Source organism: Mycobacterium gordonae (assembly GCF_001417955.2).
GTDB classification, from domain to species: domain Bacteria; phylum Actinomycetota; class Actinomycetes; order Mycobacteriales; family Mycobacteriaceae; genus Mycobacterium; species Mycobacterium gordonae_B.
The window spans coordinates 373,749-389,943 of sequence record NZ_LKTM01000001.1 but is presented as its reverse complement, the minus strand read 5'-3'; the positions used below and the strand labels follow the sequence as shown (position 1 = coordinate 389,943).

Here is a 16,195-nt window from a genome sequence, read left to right as displayed (position 1 = left end):
CTCCCAGAGACCGGAGCCGACGGCGCGGCCGAGCTTGGGTCAGGCCGTCGTCAGCCGGGCGATCGACCGCAGCGGTATCGGCAGCCACGTGGGACGGTGCCGCGCCTCGTAGCCCGTTTCGTACACCGCCTTGTCGAGTTCATAAGCCGCCAGCAGCAGCGCCGAATCACGCGGATCGATTCCGGACGCGGCCGCGTACCCGTCACAGAACGCGGTGCGATTGCGCTCGACCCACTCCCGGGCCCGCGCCGCCTTCTGCTTGTCGGCGGCGTTCTCCACCAACGGCCCGTACGCCGCGTACTCGAAGGACCGCAACACCCCCGCCACGTCGCGCAGCGGTGAGTCGGGCGCCCGCCGTTCGGCCAGCGGCTGGCCCGGCTCGCCTTCGAAATCGATCAGCACCCAGCTCTCCGGCGTCCGCAGCACCTGTCCCAGGTGCAGATCGCCGTGCACGCGTTGCACGGTGATCTGCTCGTCGGCGAGCTTGGCGAACCGCTCTTGGATCGTCGCCGCATACTGCTCGAGTTCGGGCACCGCGGCAACGGCAGCGCTGAGCCGCGTCAGCACATGGTCCAGCGGGAACGTGGTCTGCGATGTCCCCAGCGTCTCGGCCAGCGTGGCGTGCACGGACGCCACCGCCTCGCCGAGCCGGTAGGACTCGCCGGCGAAGTCTCCACCGACCTCGTGGGCGTAGAGGTCGCCCTCGGCGAACAGGTCGCGCACGCTCGCGGTGGCCATTGCCCAGCCTTCGGCGGCGTTGGCCGCGAACGCGGTGACCATGCCCAGCGGCGACGACGCGTCCGGATCGCCGGGCGAACCCAGCTCGTAGGCACCGAACAACTTGGCCACGTGGACATTCCCCGCCCGGCCCAGCACCCGATTGAGCTCGATGTCGGGATTGATGCCGGGGCTGACGCGGCGGAACACCTTGAAGATGGCGCACGGCGCCCGGTCGAAGATCACGCTGGTGTTGCTCTGCTCGGCGTCGGACACCCGGGGGTAGGCGTCCAGCGGCAGTTTCACGTCGGGCTCTTTGGCGAACCTGATCTGATTGCCGGATTCGCCCCGTACCGCCGCGGAGTCGATCAGCGAGAGCAGGAACTTGGCGGCCGACGGGTCGTACAGCGCGTCGAACGCGGTGTGGTCTTCGACCGAACCGATGGTCGCCAGGGTGCTGTATTCGGTGACCGGCTCGGTGTCCCAGCCGACGATCACCTGGTAGCGCTCGGTGAAGCCGTCGGCATAACCGACGTCGACCAGCACCACGTCCAGGTTCTCCCGTAACGGCACCACCACTGACACATCGGCGGTGGAGAGCTGCCGGTTGCGGCCGGCATACCAGCGTTGCTGCGGAAGCCAGTCCGCCCAGGGCAGGCTTGCGGGCATCGTCGGGCGGGTCATCGGTCCTCCTCGGAAGCGGACAGCTGGAACCAGTAGAAACCGTGTCCCGGGAGCGTGAGCAGATAAGGCAGGTGCCCGATCCGCGGGAATTCCACCTGTCCGGTGAGTTCGATTGGGGTGTAGTTGTTCCACTGCTGAAGGTTCAGTTCGATCGGCTGAGGGAACCGAGACAGATTGTTGACGCACAACACGACGTCGTTCTCTGCGTTCTCACGCGGCACTTCCCGCACATAGGCCAGGACGGACGGATTGGACCCGCCGAGTTCGTGAAATGACCCGATGGCGAAGGCGTCGTGCCGGCGCCGCACCGCGAGCATCGTGCGGGTCCAGTTGAGCAGCGACGTCGAGGTGTCCCGTTGCGCCTCCACGTTGACCGCCTGGTAGCCGTACACCGAGTCCTGGTTGGTCGGCAGGAACAGCCGGCCTGGGTTAGCGGTGGAGAACCCGGCATTGCGGTCCGGGGTCCACTGCATCGGAGTCCGCACACCGTCGCGGTCGCCGAGCCAGATCACGTCGCCCATGCCGATCTCGTCGCCGTAGTACAGCACCGGCGAGCCGGGTAGGGACAGCAACAGCGCCGTGAACAGCTGCATCTGGTTGCGGTCGTTGTCCAGCAACGGCGCCAAGCGGCGCCGGATACCCACGTTGGCCTTCATCCGCGGATCCTTGGCGTACTCCGCGTACATGTAGTCGCGTTCCTCGTCGCTGACCATCTCCAGCGTCAGCTCGTCGTGGTTGCGCAGGAAGATGCCCCACTGAGCCAGGTCGGGGATGTCGGGCGTCTGGGCCAGGATCTCCGAGATCGGAAACCGGGACTCCCGGCGCACCGCCATGAAGATGCGCGGCATCAACGGGAAGTGGAACGCCATGTGGCATTCGTCGCCGCCGGTGGTGGGGTCGCCGAAGTACTCGACGACGTCGGCCGGCCACTGATTGGCCTCGGCCAGCAGCACCCGACCGGGATACTCGTCATCGACGACCTTGCGCACCCGCTTGAGGAAGGCGTGCGTCTCGGGCAGGTTCTCGCAGTTGGTGCCCTCGCGCTCGAACAGGTACGGCACCGCGTCCAGCCGGAACCCGTCGATGCCCAGCCCGAGCCAGAACCGCAGCACGTCGATCATCGCTTCCTGCACGGCCGGGTTGTCGTAGTTCAGGTCCGGTTGGTGCGAGAAGAACCGGTGCCAGTAGAACTGCTTGCGCACCGGGTCGAAGGTCCAGTTCGACTCCTCGGTGTCGATGAAGATGATCCGGGCGTCGGTGTACTTCTCGCTGGTGTCACTCCAGACATAGAAGTCGCCGTACGGGCCATCGGGGTCGTGCCGCGACTCCTGAAACCAGGGATGCGAGTCCGAAGTGTGATTCATCACAAGGTCGGTGATCACGCGGATGCCGCGGGCGTGAGCCTCGTCGATCAGCGCGACGAAGTCCTCGACGGTGCCGAAGTCGGGCAGCACCTTGTAGAAGTCGCGGATGTCATAACCGCCGTCGCGCAGCGGCGAATCGTAGAACGGCGGCAGCCACAGGCAGTCCACCCCCAGCCACTGCAGATAATCCAGCCGTTCGATGAGTCCACGCAGGTCACCGGAGCCGTCGGCGTTCGAGTCGAAGAACGCCCGGACCAGCACCTCGTAGAACACGGCGTGCTTGAACCACGTCGGATCCGCGGGCAGGGCAGCCGCGTTGTCGAAGTCCTCGGCGGTCGGGTGCTCGACCACACCCCCTTCGACGTGGCTGCCCTCCGCTGGATGGTGTGCGGGATCTTGCCTTGAGGCGCTTATCGCGTCATTCATCAAATCCACGATGCCACGGGTACCCGACGCACCTGGTTAAGAATCACCCGAAGCCACCTGACTCCGAACCTCACCGTGAATCACGGCCAGCGCCAAATGAATTGACTCGATCAGGCCGGGGGGCCCTCCGCCAGCGTGACGTTCTCGGTGCGCGCGACGCCGGTTTTCGAGGTGAAGCTGATGGAGACCATGTCGCCCGGGTGGTGGCCGTTGAGCGCATCGGACATCGCGGTGGCCGAGTTGATCGGCGTCCCGTCGAGTGCGGTGATGATGTCGCCGTTGGAGATCCCGGCGGCCGCGGCGGGAGCGTTGGCGACGACCCGCTGGACGCGGGCACCGCTGCCGTTGTTGTCGACGACGCCGAGTCCGAGGAAGGCCGTCGGGCCGACGTGCACGGTGGGCGAACCGCCACCGGACCGGATGTTGTTGGCGATGCTGATCGCCGTTCCGATCGGAATCGCGAAGCCCTGACCGCCCTGTGACATCTGGAAGTTCTCGGTGGCCGCGGTGTTCATGCCAACCACCTGACCGGCGCCGTTGACCACCGGTCCGCCGGAATCGCCGGGCTGGATCGCGCCGTCGAACTGGATCAGTCCGTTCAGCGTCTCGGCGGCCCCGGTCAGGGAGTCCGATGCCTGGACGGTCTGGTTGACGGCCAGCACCTTGCCGGCCACCGCGCGCGGGGTGCCACCCTGGCCGCCGGTGTTGCCCATCGCCACGACCGGCTCACCGACGCTGACGCCGCCGCCGATGGACGCGGTGGGTAGGCCGCCCGCTCCGCGCAGCTGCAGCACCGCGACGTCCTGGGTGCGGTCGTAACCGACCACGTCGACGCCGTAGGTGCGGCCGTCGCCGACGCTGAAGGCGCTGATGTCGGTGGCTCCCGAGATGACGTGGTTGTTGGTCAGCACGACGCCGTTGGGGTCGATGACGATGCCGGTACCGGCGCCCACCGCGTTGTTGTAGCCCAGCTTGGTGTTGATGTTGACCACCTGGGGGCCCACCTGACCGACAAGCGCCGACGGGTCCAGCGGAACCGACGGGTACTGCTTGTACGGCGCCGCGTGCGCGGTCACCGGCGGAGTTGCCAGACCCAGTCCGGAGACCATTCCCACGACGGCCATGACGGCAACCAGCCATGACCACCTGAATGAACGGTGGCGCGATTTGCTCATCCGGTATACCTCCTGCGTCGGGTGAATAGTCAATTATCCCAGCCGTAAGGTCCGGGCGGCGGCTCCGTTGTCGGTACCACCGTAATCCAGATACCCATTTAAACGGTGGTCAGGCACCAATTCGGCGAAATGCCGGATCGGGTCCGGGTCAAATGGGCATCGAGTCAAATGCAGCCTAAGCCGACGGACCCGCCGACGGCCTAATCCAAAAGGCCGGTGGTGACTCACATCACCGGCCTTTGCGGCGGTTCTAGGCTGGTTGCGTGGACACCCGGGCGTGGTTCGCTGGATCGCCGGTAGCGCGGCTGGCCACCGTGCGGCCCGACGGCACGCCGCACCTGGTTCCGGTGGTCTTCGCCGTCGACGGAGACGTCATCTATACCGCGGTCGATGCCAAGCCCAAGAAGACCAAGCAACTGCGCCGGCTGGCCAACATCGAGCAAAACCCGGCGGTGAGCCTGCTGGTCGACCACTATGCGCCGGATTGGACGCAATTGTGGTGGATTCGGGTGGACGGCATTGCCACCGTCGCGGCCGACGGCGACGCCTTGCGCACCGGTTACCGGTTGCTGAGCGCGAAATACCCGCAGTACCAATCCGTTTCGCTGGACGGCCCGGTGATCGCCGTAACCGCGACGCGCTGGTCGGGCTGGCACGCCTGACTTCGCAGTGACACAGGGGCACGGCCGACCCTTGTGCGGGGCCGCCATTGAGAGAAAAGTTGCCCTTGCGTCCTGTGGGCTGGATCACGCCGCGTACGGGAGTCGGCGGCACCCCGGGAGAACTGGAGGATTGTCATGGCCGACAGAGTGAGCGGATCCCCGGGCGCAGGTACGGCCCCCACGGCAACCGGTCCGGACGGTATCCGCAACGTCGTGCTGGTCGGGCCCTCCGGCGGCGGCAAGACCACCCTCATCGAAGCCCTGCTGGTTGCGGGCGGCGTGTTGTCACGGCCCGGGTCGGTCACCGACGGCAGCACGGTCTGCGACTTCGACGACGCCGAGATCCGCCAGCAACGGTCGGTCGGCGTCGCGGTGGCGTCGCTGTCGCACGCCGGCGTCAAGGTGAACCTCGTCGACACACCCGGATACGCCGACTTCGTCGGTGAGCTGCGCGCCGGTCTGCGCGCCGCCGACTGCGCCCTGTTCGTCATCGCGGCCAACGAAGGTGTCGACGAACCCACCAAGTCGCTGTGGCAGGAGTGCAGCCAGGTCGGGATGCCGCGTGCGGTGGTGGTCACCAAGCTCGACCATGCCCGCGCCAACTATGCCGAGGCGCTCGATGCCGCGCAGAACGCGTTCGGCGACAAGGTCTTACCGTTGTACCTGCCGGCCGGTGACGGCTTGATCGGGCTGCTGTCGCAGACCCAGTACAACTATGCCGACGGTAAGCGCACCGAGTCGGCGCCCGACACCTCCGAAGCCGACCGCATCGAAGAGGCCCGGGGCAGCCTGATCGAGGGCATCATCGAGGAGTCCGAGGACGAGTCGCTCATGGAGCGTTACCTCGGCGGCGAGGTGATCGACGAATCGGTCCTGATCCAGGATCTGGAGAAGGCGGTGGCCCGCGGGTCGTTCTTTCCGGTGATCCCGGTATGCAGCAGCACCGGGGTGGGCACCCACGAACTGCTGGAGGTCGCCACCCGGGGTTTCCCGTCGCCGCGCGAACACCCGCTTCCGGACGTGTTCACGCCGCAGGGCGCCACCCACGAGGAATTGGCCTGCGACGTCGACGCACCACTGCTCGCCGAAGTGGTCAAGACGACGTCGGACCCGTATGTCGGGCGGGTCAGCCTGGTCCGGGTGTTCTCCGGCACCATCAAGCCGGACGCGACCGTCCATGTGTCAGGCCACTTCTCGTCGTTCTTCGGCCCCTCTAACGGGCATGGCGCCAACCACCCCGACCATGACGAGGACGAGCGCATCGGGGTGCTGTCGTTCCCGCTGGGAAAGCAGCAACGGCCCGCGTCCGCCGTGGTGGCCGGCGACATCTGCGCGATCGGCAAGCTGAGCCGGGCAGAAACCGGGGACACGCTGTCGGACAAGTCCGAACCGCTGGTGCTCAAGCCGTGGACGATGCCCGAACCGCTGTTGCCGGTCGCCATCCAGGCGCACGCCAAGACCGACGAGGACAAGCTCTCGGTCGGGTTGGGGAGATTGGCCGCCGAGGATCCGACCCTGCGCATCGAACAGAACCCGGAGACACATCAGGTGGTGCTCTGGTGCATGGGCGAGGCGCACGTCGGCGTCGTGCTCGAAGCCCTGGCCGGCCGCTACGGGGTCACCGTGGACACCGTCGAGTTGCGGGTGCCGCTGCGAGAGACGCTGGGCGGCAAGGCGAAAGGGCACGGCCGGCACGTCAAGCAGTCCGGCGGCCACGGCCAGTATGCGGTGTGCGACATCGAGGTGGAACCGCTGCCGGAGGGCACCGGCTTCGAGTTCGTGGACAAGGTGGTCGGCGGCGCGGTGCCGCGCCAGTTCATCCCCAGCGTGGAGAAGGGCGTCCGGGCGCAGATGGAAAAGGGTGTGCACGCCGGCTATCCGATGGTCGACATCCGGGTGACCCTGCTCGACGGCAAGGCACACAGCGTCGACTCGTCGGACTTCGCATTCCAGATGGCCGGCTCCCTGGCGCTGCGCGAGGCCGCTGCGGCGACGAAGGTGATCCTGCTCGAGCCGATCGACGAGATTTCCGTGCTGGTTCCCGATGACTACGTCGGCGCGGTGATGGGTGACCTGTCCGGCCGCCGGGGCCGCGTGCTGGGGACCGACACCGCCGGCCATGAGCGCACGCTGGTGAAGGCCGAAGTGCCGCAGGTCGAATTGACCCGCTACGCCATCGACCTGCGCTCGCTGGCGCACGGGGCCGCGTCGTTCACCCGGTCGTTCGCCCGCTATGAGCCGATGCCCGAATCCGCCGCGGCCCGGGTGAAGACGACGGTGTGATCGTCGGCGACGTCACTCCGGCCGGCCGAACCGGGCCGACACCGCACGCCGGTCCAGGGAGCCTTTGGCGGTGTGCGGCAATTCATCGGCCAGCTGGAAGGTAGCGGGAATCTCGAACGGCGCCAACCGATCCCGGCAGAACTCGGTAAGCTCCTCGGCACCCGGGGCGGAACCCCGCGGCACCAGGACGGCCGCGACGGCTTCGCCGTACATCGGATGCGGCACCCCGAACACGGCCACCTCCAACACATTCGGATGGGTGGCCAGAACTCCTTCGACGCGCTCCGGCGAAATCTTCTCCCCGCCGCGGTTGATGAGTTCCTTGATCCGCCCGCGGATGCTGAGGTCGCCGTCCTCCGAGAGCGTCCCCAGATCGCCGGTCCGCAACCAGCCGTCGGTGAAGTTCGCCTCGGTGATCTTCGGGTCCCCGAGGTAACCCCGCACCACGGTGGCGCCACGCAGCCACACTTCGCCGACGGCACCCGGCTGCAGGGGCGCCCCGTCGTTCCCGGCGATGCGGATCTGCGGCCCGGTGGAGCGGCCCACCAGACCGGTGGAGACGGCGGGGTTGACCTCCTGATCGATACCCGTGCTGGCCACCTGGTGGGTGGCCTCGGTCATCCCGAAGGCGCACAGCACGGGCGCCGAGAACTCCAGCTGCAGCGCCCGGGCCACCTCGGGCGTCAGCGGTGCGCTGCAACTGCGGATGAAACGCAATGTCGCTCTGGGGCTTTCGGCCGGCGCGGCGGCAGCCCTTTCCAGCAGGATCTGATGGATGGTCGGCACGGCCGTGTACCAGGTCGCTCCCACCGCGTCGATGTCGTCCCAGAAGGTGTGCGCCGAGAACCTGCCCCGCGCGGGCAGCAACACCGTGCCGCCGGATGCCAGAGTGGACATCAAGGCGGCGATCAGCCCGTGGCCATGGTAGAGCGGCATGACCGCGACCGTGGCGTCGCGCGGACCCAGTTGATAACCCGCGACGATGGCCCGCACCGAGCCGGCGATGTTGTCGTGCGTCCAGGGCACCATCTTGGGCAGTCCGGTGGTGCCACCGGTGAACATGATCATCGCGTCGTCGTCGTGCAGTCCCGCCGGGGAGTCCGTCACCGGCCCCGGTTCAGTCGAGGCTTTCAGTTGGGCCGTCCACTCGCCGTCCACGGACGTCACCGCAACCGGCCACCACTCGGAACCCTCGCCGTCGACCAGCACCGCCCGGGCACCGGCCGCTTCGCTACGCGCGCGTTGATCCGCAACCGGCAGGGCCGGGTCCAGCGGGACCACGATCAGGCCGGCCCGTAACGCTGCCAGCAACGCGACGACGAACTCGGCGTTACTGCCCGCCCGTAAGGCGACCCGGTCCCCCGGCGCCAGGCCCGCACCACTGAGTTGAGCGGCCAGATCGTCGGCCAGGCGCAGCAGGTCGCGGTAGGTGATCGGGACGCGGTCGGCGGTGACGACCAGCGCACGCGCGTCCGGCGCCTCGGTGGCCGCGGCCTCGATCAGATCGGTGACGCGTGAATTCTGCACGGAAGTCATCAGACGCTCCTTTGTCCGGGCTTACCGAGAACCCTGCCGGTGCCGATAACCGCTGTCCAATACTGATCCCCTAACAGTCGATAAACAGCGTGAATCACCGGATAGCGGCCCCGTCTTGGACACGGTCGCCAAAGCGGACGACAGTGAGTGCCGAGAGAACAGCCAAGAGAGGGGCGGCCCCATGACCGAACCGCTGACCGACGGCTTCCACCTGGTGGTGGATGCGCTGAAGGCCAACGACGTGGAGACCATCTACGGCGTTGTCGGCATCCCCATCACCGATCTGGCACGCACCGCACAGGACGCCGGGATCCGGTATCTCGGTTTCCGTCACGAAGGCTCCGCCGGTAATGCCGCGGCCGCGGCCGGATTTCTGACCCGGCGCCCCGGTGTGTGCCTGACGACCTCGGGTCCGGGTTTCCTCAACGGGCTTCCCGCCCTGGCGAATGCCACCACCAACTGCTTTCCGATGATCCAGATCTCCGGATCCAGCGGGCGGGCGGTGGTCGACCTGCAACGCGGTGACTACCAGGACATCGATCAACTCAACGCCGCGCGCCCATTCGTCAAAGCGGCCTACCGGATCGCACGCGTCGAGGACATCGGACGCGGTGTCGCCAGGGCGATCCGCACGGCGTTATCCGGTCGGCCGGGAGGTGTCTATCTGGACATCCCGGGCGAAGTGCTCGGACAGGCCATGGACGTGGCTGCCGGCGCCGCTTCGGTGTGGCGCGTGGTGGATCCCGCCCCCCGCCAGCTGCCGGCGCCCGACGCGGTCGAGCGGGCACTCGAGCTGCTCGCGGCCGCGCAACGGCCGCTGATCGTGTTGGGCAAGGGCGCCGCTTACGCGCAGGCGGACAGGGTGATTCGGGACTTCGTGGAGAGCACCGGGTTGCCCTATCTGCCGATGTCGATGGCCAAGGGCCTGCTACCGGACTCGCACCCACAGTCGGCCGCGGCCGCCCGGTCGCTGGCGATCGCTCGCGCCGATGTGGTGCTGCTGGTCGGCGCCCGACTCAATTGGCTACTCGGACATGGTGATTCGCCGCAGTGGGCGCCGGACAGCAAGTTCATCCAGATCGACATCGCGGCCACGGAGTTCGACAGCAACCAGCCGATCGAGGCACCGCTCGCGGGTGACATCGAATCGGTGGTGTCGGCGCTGCGGGACGGTTTGGCCACCCACCCGATCAGCGCGTCACAGTCGTGGAACGCCGAACTCGCCGAGCGGAAGGCCCGCAACGACGCCAAGCTGTCCGAGCGGCTGGCCGAGGACCCGCACCCCATGCGGTTCTACAATGCACTCCGCGCCATTCGCACTGTGCTGCAACGTAACCCGGACGTCTACGTGGTCAACGAGGGAGCCAACGCGCTGGACCTGGCCCGCAATGTCATCGACATGGAGTTGCCCCGCCACCGCCTCGACACCGGAACGTGGGGCGTGATGGGTATCGGCATGGGCTACGCCATCGCCGCGGCGGTCGAGACCGGCCGGCCCGTGGTCGCCATCGAGGGCGACAGCGCATTCGGCTTCAGCGGCATGGAGATCGAAACGATCTGCCGGTACCGGCTGCCGGTCACCGTCGTCATTCTCAACAACGGCGGCGTCTACCGCGGCGACGAATCGGTGCCCGGCGCGGATCCGGCGCCCACGGTGCTCAACTCCGGGGCACGTCACGAGCTGCTTGCGGAAGCGTTCGGCGGCAAGGGATACCACGTCACGACACCGACCGAGCTACAGGCGACCCTGTCCGAGGCACTGGCGTCCGGCGCACCCGCCCTGATCGACTGTCAACTCGACCCCGCCGCCGGGGTGGAGAGCGGGCATCTGGCAAGCCTCAACCCCAAGAGCGCCGCACGATCCTAGTGGGTGAGACTGCGCAGCTGCGCGGCGAAGAATTCGTCGAGGCCGAGGTGTTGCGCCGAGGCGACCAGCGCGCGGGCCACCGGCGATCCCGGACCGGATGCGTTGGTGGCCAACCCGATCAGCGCTCTGGGTGCCGGGTCGACGAGTTCTACGGCCCGGATCTCGCCGCGCGTCGGCGTCATCCACAGCCAGGTGTGCGGCACGATGGTCGCCCAGTTGCCGTTCGCCACCTGCGCGAACAGTGAAGCGACAGAATCCGTTTCGACCTGCGGGTGGACGGTGATGTCATGGTCGGCGAAGGCCGCGTCGATGACCTGCCGGTCGCGCATGTCCGGCGTGAGCAGTGCCAGCGGCAGTTGCGCCGCGTCCGGCCAGCGCACGGTGGCCGCGCCGGGCGGCAGCATGTCCGACCGGGACAGCAGCACGTACTGCTCCTCGTACAGCGGCACGAGTGCCACATCCTGGCTGTCCTTCGCGTCCGCCGGGTGCGCGATGACGGCGTCGAGCTCGAATTCGTGCAACCGCCGGTACAGCTCCGTGGCAGCCAGCCGGGAACTGATCTGCACCTTTGCCAAGGGGTGGGCCGAGCAAAAGGCCGACAGCACCAGCGACGCCGTCGTCGAGGCGGTCGGCACGGTGCCGAGCCGCAGCGTCCCGGTGATGCCGGACTGCACCGCATGCACTTCCGCCTTGAAGGCGTCGTGCTCGGCCAGAATTCGCTTGGCCCATACCACCAACCGCTCCCCCTCGGGCGTCAGGCCTTCGAAGCTGTGCCCGCGGTTGATCAACGTGACGTTGAGTTCTCGTTCGAGCTTGGCAATGGCCGCCGACAGCGCAGGTTGCGAGACATAACACTTTTCGGCGGCGCGGGCGAAATGACGCTCCTGGGCAACCGCGACGAAGTACTCGAGCTGACGGAAGAGCACCCGCACCTCCTGGGGCCGTGGGCCGCGACCCGCTGAGGCTAACGCGTCCACACCGGGCAGACCAGTCCGACGTGTTCACCGCGCATCGGCTATGCCGGAATCGGCCGGAATTGTTTGCTATGGCCCCCGCCCGCCGGAGAACCACTAGAATGAGGAGTCTTGTTTATCGCACGTCCCGAAGGGTGAGGCCATGCGTCGAGCGGTTCGTTATCTGTTTGTCCTGGCGGCGAGCGCGACGCTGGCCGCGGCCGGGTCGGGCAGTCCCGCCACCGGCGCTGTCCCGGTACCCCACCCGGTGCCGGGGGTGGCCTCGATCTTTCCGTCCAACGGTGCGGTGGTCGGGGTGGGAGCTCCGGTGGAGGTGACGTTCACCGCGCCGGTGCTCGACCACCGGGCCGCGGAGCGGTCCATCCACATCGGCTCACCGGGCAACCTCACCGGCCACTACCAGTGGCTGGACGGCAACATCGTGCAGTGGGTGCCAGACCGGTACTGGCCGGCGCACAGCCACATCTCGGTCGGGGTGCAGGAGCTGACGGAGGGCTTCGAGACCGGCGACGAATTGCTCGGTGTGGCAAGCATCTCCGCACACACCTTCACCGTCAGCCGCAACGGCGAGGTGCTGCGCACCATGCCGGCCTCGATGGGTAAGCCGAGCCGCCCCACGCCGATCGGCAACTTCAATGCCATGTCCAAGGAGCGCTCCGTCGTGATGGACTCGCGGACCATCGGCATCCCGCTGAACTCCTCGGACGGTTACCTGATCACCGCTCAGTACGCGGTGCGCGTGACATCGAGTGGCGTGTACGTACATTCGGCGCCGTGGTCGGTGAATTCCCAGGGCTACGCCAACGTCAGCCATGGCTGCATCAACCTGAGCCCGGACAACGCCGCCTGGTACTTCAACCAGGTGAACATCGGCGATCCCATCGACGTGGTCGCCTGATCTCCGGCGCGGGTGTGGTGACGGTCACACTCGCGGAGCGGAAGATGGTCAGCTGCCCGCCGGTTGCCTTTTGGGAGTCTCCGGAACGAAAGGCTGACCATGAGCAGTCCGCACGAGGAACGCCTAGCCCAGCTATTCACTGAGGACGAACAGTTCCGGCAGGCCCGGCCCGATGCCGGCGTCCGGGCCGCCGCGCGGCAACCCGAACTGCGGTTACCGCAAGTGATCGAGACGCTGGTGCGGGGTTACGCCGATCGCCCCGCGATGGGCTGGCGGGCGCGCGGACTGACGAGCGATCCCGTAACCGGCCGCACCGTCGGCACCTTGCTGCCGCGGTTCGACACCATCACCTACGGCGAACTGTGGTCTGACGTTGCGGCCATCGCCGCCGCCTGGCAAGGCGACCCCGCCAACCCGGTAGCACCGGGCGACTTCGTGGCCACCGTCGGTTTCGCGAGCGTGGACTACCTGACCGTCGACCTGGTCAGTGGGTACCTCGGACTGGTCGCGGTGCCGCTGCAACACAACACCACGGCCGCGCGGCTACAGCCCATCCTGGCCGAGGTGCAGCCGCAGATCCTGGCCGCCGGCGCCGACTATCTCGACCTGGCGGTGGACGCCGCCATCGGCAGCACATCGGTGCGCCGCCTCGTGGTTTTCGACTACCGGGACGAAATCGACGACCAGCGCGAGAGCCTCGCCCGGGCGCGACAGAAGCTGACCGCCGCCGGCATGACGGTGCACATCGAGACACTGGCCGAGGTCATCGCCCGCGGTCGTACCCTGCCGCCCCAACCGATGTACACCGGCGGCGACGACCAGCGGTTGGCCATGATCATGTACACCTCAGGCAGCACCGGATTGCCCAAGGGCGCAATGTATTCCGAGCGCATGGTGGCCAAGATCTGGACCAACGAGTTGATGCCGGACCGCGAGGATGTGCCGGTGTTCAACGTGAACTTCATGCCGCTGAACCACCTCGGCGGCCGGATACCGCTGTCCACGGCGTTCCAGGCCGGGGGCACCAGTTATTTTGTGCCGGAGAGTGATCTGTCCACCCTGTTCGAGGACTGGAATCTGGTGCGGCCCACCGAGATGGGTCTGGTGCCGCGGGTGGCGGAGATGCTCTACCAGCGCTACCAGAGTGCGGTCGACCGGCGCGTGTTCGACGGGGTGTCCGTTGCCGAGGCCGAGGCACAGGCTTACCTCGAGTTGCGCGAGCAGGTGCTCGGCGGGCGTGTCCTCACCAGCTTCACCGGCACCGCGCCGCTGGCCGCCGAGATGAAGACGTTCGTCGAAACCTGTTTGGGCGTAAATCTTCTGGATGGCTACGGCCTGACCGAGGTCGGCATGGTCACCAAGGACGGTGTGGTGACGAAACCGCCGGTGATCGACTACAAGCTCGTCGACGTTCCCGAACTCGGCTACTTCCGCACCGACAAACCCTATCCGCGCGGCGAGTTGCTGGTGAAGTCGGCGACCGCCATGTCCGGCTACTACCAGCGTCCCGACGTCACGGCCGCCGCGTTCGACTCCGAGGGCTACTACCGCACCGGTGACGTGATGGCACAAATCGGTCCCGACCGGCTCACCTACGTCGACCGGCGCAACAACGTGCTGAAACTGGCACAGGGGGAGTTCGTCGCGGTCGCCCGCCTGGAAGCGATATTCGCCACCGCACCCCTGGTCCGGCAGATCTTCCTGTACGGCAACAGCGAACGTCCCTATCTGCTTGCCGTCGTCGTCCCGACCGACGAAGCGCTCGGCCGGTTCCCGGACGACGACGCCGCCATCCGCGCGGCGTTGAGCGAATCCCTGCGCCAGACAGCCAAACTCGCCGAGCTGCAGTCTTATGAGGTGCCGGCGGAGTTCCTGATCGAGCGCGAGCCGTTCAGCACCGACAACGGACTGCTGTCCGGGGTGGGCAAGCTGCTGCGCCCGAAACTCAAGGAGCGCTACGGAGAACAGCTGGAACAACTGTACGCAGAGCTCGCCGACACGCGTGACGCGCAACTGCGCTCATTGCGGCACGGCGCGCCGGACCGGCCCGTCCTCGACACGGTGGCGCGTGCCGCCGAGGCGCTGCTGGGTCTGGTCGGCGGCGCTCCGGAACCGGACGAACACTTCATGGATCTCGGCGGGGACTCGCTGTCAGCATTGACCTTCTCCAATCTGTTGCAGGACGTCTTCGGCGTCGAGGTGCCCGTCGCACTGATCATCGGGCCCACCAGCTCGCTGCGGCACATCGCGGATCACATCGCGCAACACCGCGAATCCGGTTCCAAGCGGCCGTCATTCGCGGCCGTGCACGGCCGTGGGGCCACCGAGGTGCGGGCAGCAGACCTGACCCTGGACAAGTTCATCGACGCCGCCACCTTGTCCGCCGCCGGTTCTCTACCGAGGGCGACGGGGACACCGCAGACGGTGTTGCTGACCGGCGCCAACGGCTACCTCGGCCGCTTCCTGGCGCTGGAATGGCTGGAGCGGCTCAACGAGACCGGCGGACGTCTGCTGTGCCTGGTGCGGGGCACCGACCCGCAGGCGGCCTTCCGGCGCCTCGAAGACGTCTTCCGCTCCGGTGATCCGCAGCTACTGCAACGATTCCAGACATTGGCCGCCGACCACCTCGAGGTGATTGCCGGCGACATCGGTGAGCCGAATCTCGGTCTGAGTGAGGATGTTTGGCGACAGCTGGCCGATCGCGTCGATCTGATCGTGCACCCCGCGGCGCTGGTCAACCACGTCCTGCCCTACGACCAGTTGTTCGGGCCCAACGTGGTGGGCACTGCGGAGCTGATCCGGCTCGCGATCAGCGGGCGCATCACGCCGATCACTTATCTGTCGACGGTCGCGGTCGCCATGTCCGTCGATGCCTTCGCCGAAGACGGTGACATCCGTACCGTCAGTCCTGTCCGGCCCGTCGATGACAGCTACGCCAGCGGGTACGCGAACAGCAAGTGGGCGGGTGAGGTGTTGCTGCGCTACGCGCACGACCTGTGTGGCCTGCCGGTCGCCGTTTTCCGCTCGGACATGATCCTTGCCCACAGCCACTTCGCCGGCCAGCTCAATGTTCCAGATGCGTTCACGCGGTTGATCTTCAGCCTGCTGGTCGCCGGCATCGCGCCCGGCAGCTTCTACCGGGCGGACGGCAGCCGCCCCCGGGCCCACTACGACGGGCTGCCCGCCGATTTCGTCGCCGAAGCCGTCGCCACACTGGGTGAGCTGACGGCCGCCGAAGCGACGCCGGGATTCCGCTCGTTCGATGTGATGAACCCGCATGATGACGGCATCTCCCTGGACGTGTTCGTGGACTGGCTGATCGACGCCGGCCACGACATTCAGCGGATCGCCGACTATGACGAGTGGCTGCACCGTTTCGCGACCGCTCTTCGGGCACTGCCGGACCGGCAACGCCAGTTCTCGCTGCTGCCGTTGCTCGATGCCTACCGCCACCCGCAGGATGCGCTGCATGGTGCGCCGGCGCCCACCGACGTGTTCCGCGCGGCGGTGCGTAACGCGAAAATCGGTGTCGACAACGACATTCCGCATCTGTCGGCGACGCTGATCGACAAGTACGTCGCCGACCTGCAGCTGCTGTGCATCATCTGA

At 67.2% G+C, this 16,195-nt stretch carries 10 protein-coding genes; 5 read left to right on the top strand and 5 right to left on the bottom strand.

The features are described 5' to 3' along the window. Positions 1-39: 39 nt before the first annotated feature. From AO501_RS01815 to AO501_RS01805, 3 genes are all read right to left on the bottom strand, one after another. Entirely contained in the window at positions 40-1,401 is a 1,362-nt protein-coding gene (locus AO501_RS01815) for a maltokinase N-terminal cap-like domain-containing protein (protein WP_055576047.1), read from the bottom strand. Continuing rightward, the gene (treS, locus tag AO501_RS01810; protein ID WP_055576162.1) at positions 1,398-3,191 is read right to left on the bottom strand and encodes a maltose alpha-D-glucosyltransferase; all 1,794 of its coding nucleotides are present in this window, start codon (positions 3,189-3,191) and stop codon (positions 1,398-1,400) included. Before treS ends, AO501_RS01815 begins: the two co-directional genes overlap by 4 nt. Positions 3,192-3,301: 110 nt before the next feature. Then, positions 3,302-4,366, bottom strand: coding sequence for a S1C family serine protease (locus AO501_RS01805; protein ID WP_055576046.1), 1,065 nt, complete (start codon positions 4,364-4,366; stop codon positions 3,302-3,304). Positions 4,367-4,629: 263 nt separating this feature from the next. Between AO501_RS01805 and AO501_RS01800 the strand changes: the two genes are divergently transcribed. Together AO501_RS01800 and AO501_RS01795 are read left to right on the top strand one after the other, a co-directional pair. Continuing rightward, on the top strand, positions 4,630-5,028 hold the full coding sequence (locus tag AO501_RS01800; protein ID WP_055576045.1) for a TIGR03668 family PPOX class F420-dependent oxidoreductase: 399 nt from the start codon (positions 4,630-4,632) through the stop codon (positions 5,026-5,028). A gap of 135 nt (positions 5,029-5,163) precedes the next feature. Further along, positions 5,164-7,311, top strand: a complete 2,148-nt coding sequence (locus AO501_RS01795; RefSeq protein ID WP_055576044.1) for an elongation factor G-like protein EF-G2 — start codon at positions 5,164-5,166, stop codon at positions 7,309-7,311. Positions 7,312-7,323: 12 nt separating this feature from the next. Here the strand turns inward: AO501_RS01795 and AO501_RS01790 are convergent, their stop codons facing one another. Next, positions 7,324-8,847 carry a FadD7 family fatty acid--CoA ligase gene (locus tag AO501_RS01790; RefSeq protein ID WP_055576043.1) on the bottom strand — a complete coding sequence of 508 codons (1,524 nt, stop codon included), beginning with the start codon at positions 8,845-8,847 and terminating at the stop codon, positions 7,324-7,326. Positions 8,848-9,028: 181 nt separating this feature from the next. Between AO501_RS01790 and oxc the strand changes: the two genes are divergently transcribed. Beyond that, positions 9,029-10,714: an oxalyl-CoA decarboxylase gene (oxc, locus tag AO501_RS01785; RefSeq protein ID WP_055576042.1), complete on the top strand. Its 1,686-nt coding sequence runs from the start codon at positions 9,029-9,031 to the stop codon at positions 10,712-10,714. Here the strand turns inward: oxc and AO501_RS01780 are convergent. Next, on the bottom strand, positions 10,711-11,640 hold the full coding sequence (locus AO501_RS01780; protein WP_055576161.1) for a LysR family transcriptional regulator: 930 nt from the start codon (positions 11,638-11,640) through the stop codon (positions 10,711-10,713). The two genes, oxc and AO501_RS01780, sit on opposite strands and share 4 nt — an antisense overlap. A gap of 190 nt (positions 11,641-11,830) precedes the next feature. On the opposite strand from AO501_RS01780, the gene AO501_RS01775 reads away from it, so the two are divergent. Together AO501_RS01775 and car are read left to right on the top strand one after the other, a co-directional pair. Further along, positions 11,831-12,586, top strand: coding sequence for a L,D-transpeptidase (locus AO501_RS01775; RefSeq protein ID WP_055576041.1), 756 nt, complete (start codon positions 11,831-11,833; stop codon positions 12,584-12,586). 99 nt (positions 12,587-12,685) lie between these two features. Further along, positions 12,686-16,195 (top strand): carboxylic acid reductase, encoded by a 3,510-nt coding sequence (car, locus tag AO501_RS01770; protein ID WP_055576040.1) that lies wholly within the window; start codon positions 12,686-12,688, stop codon positions 16,193-16,195.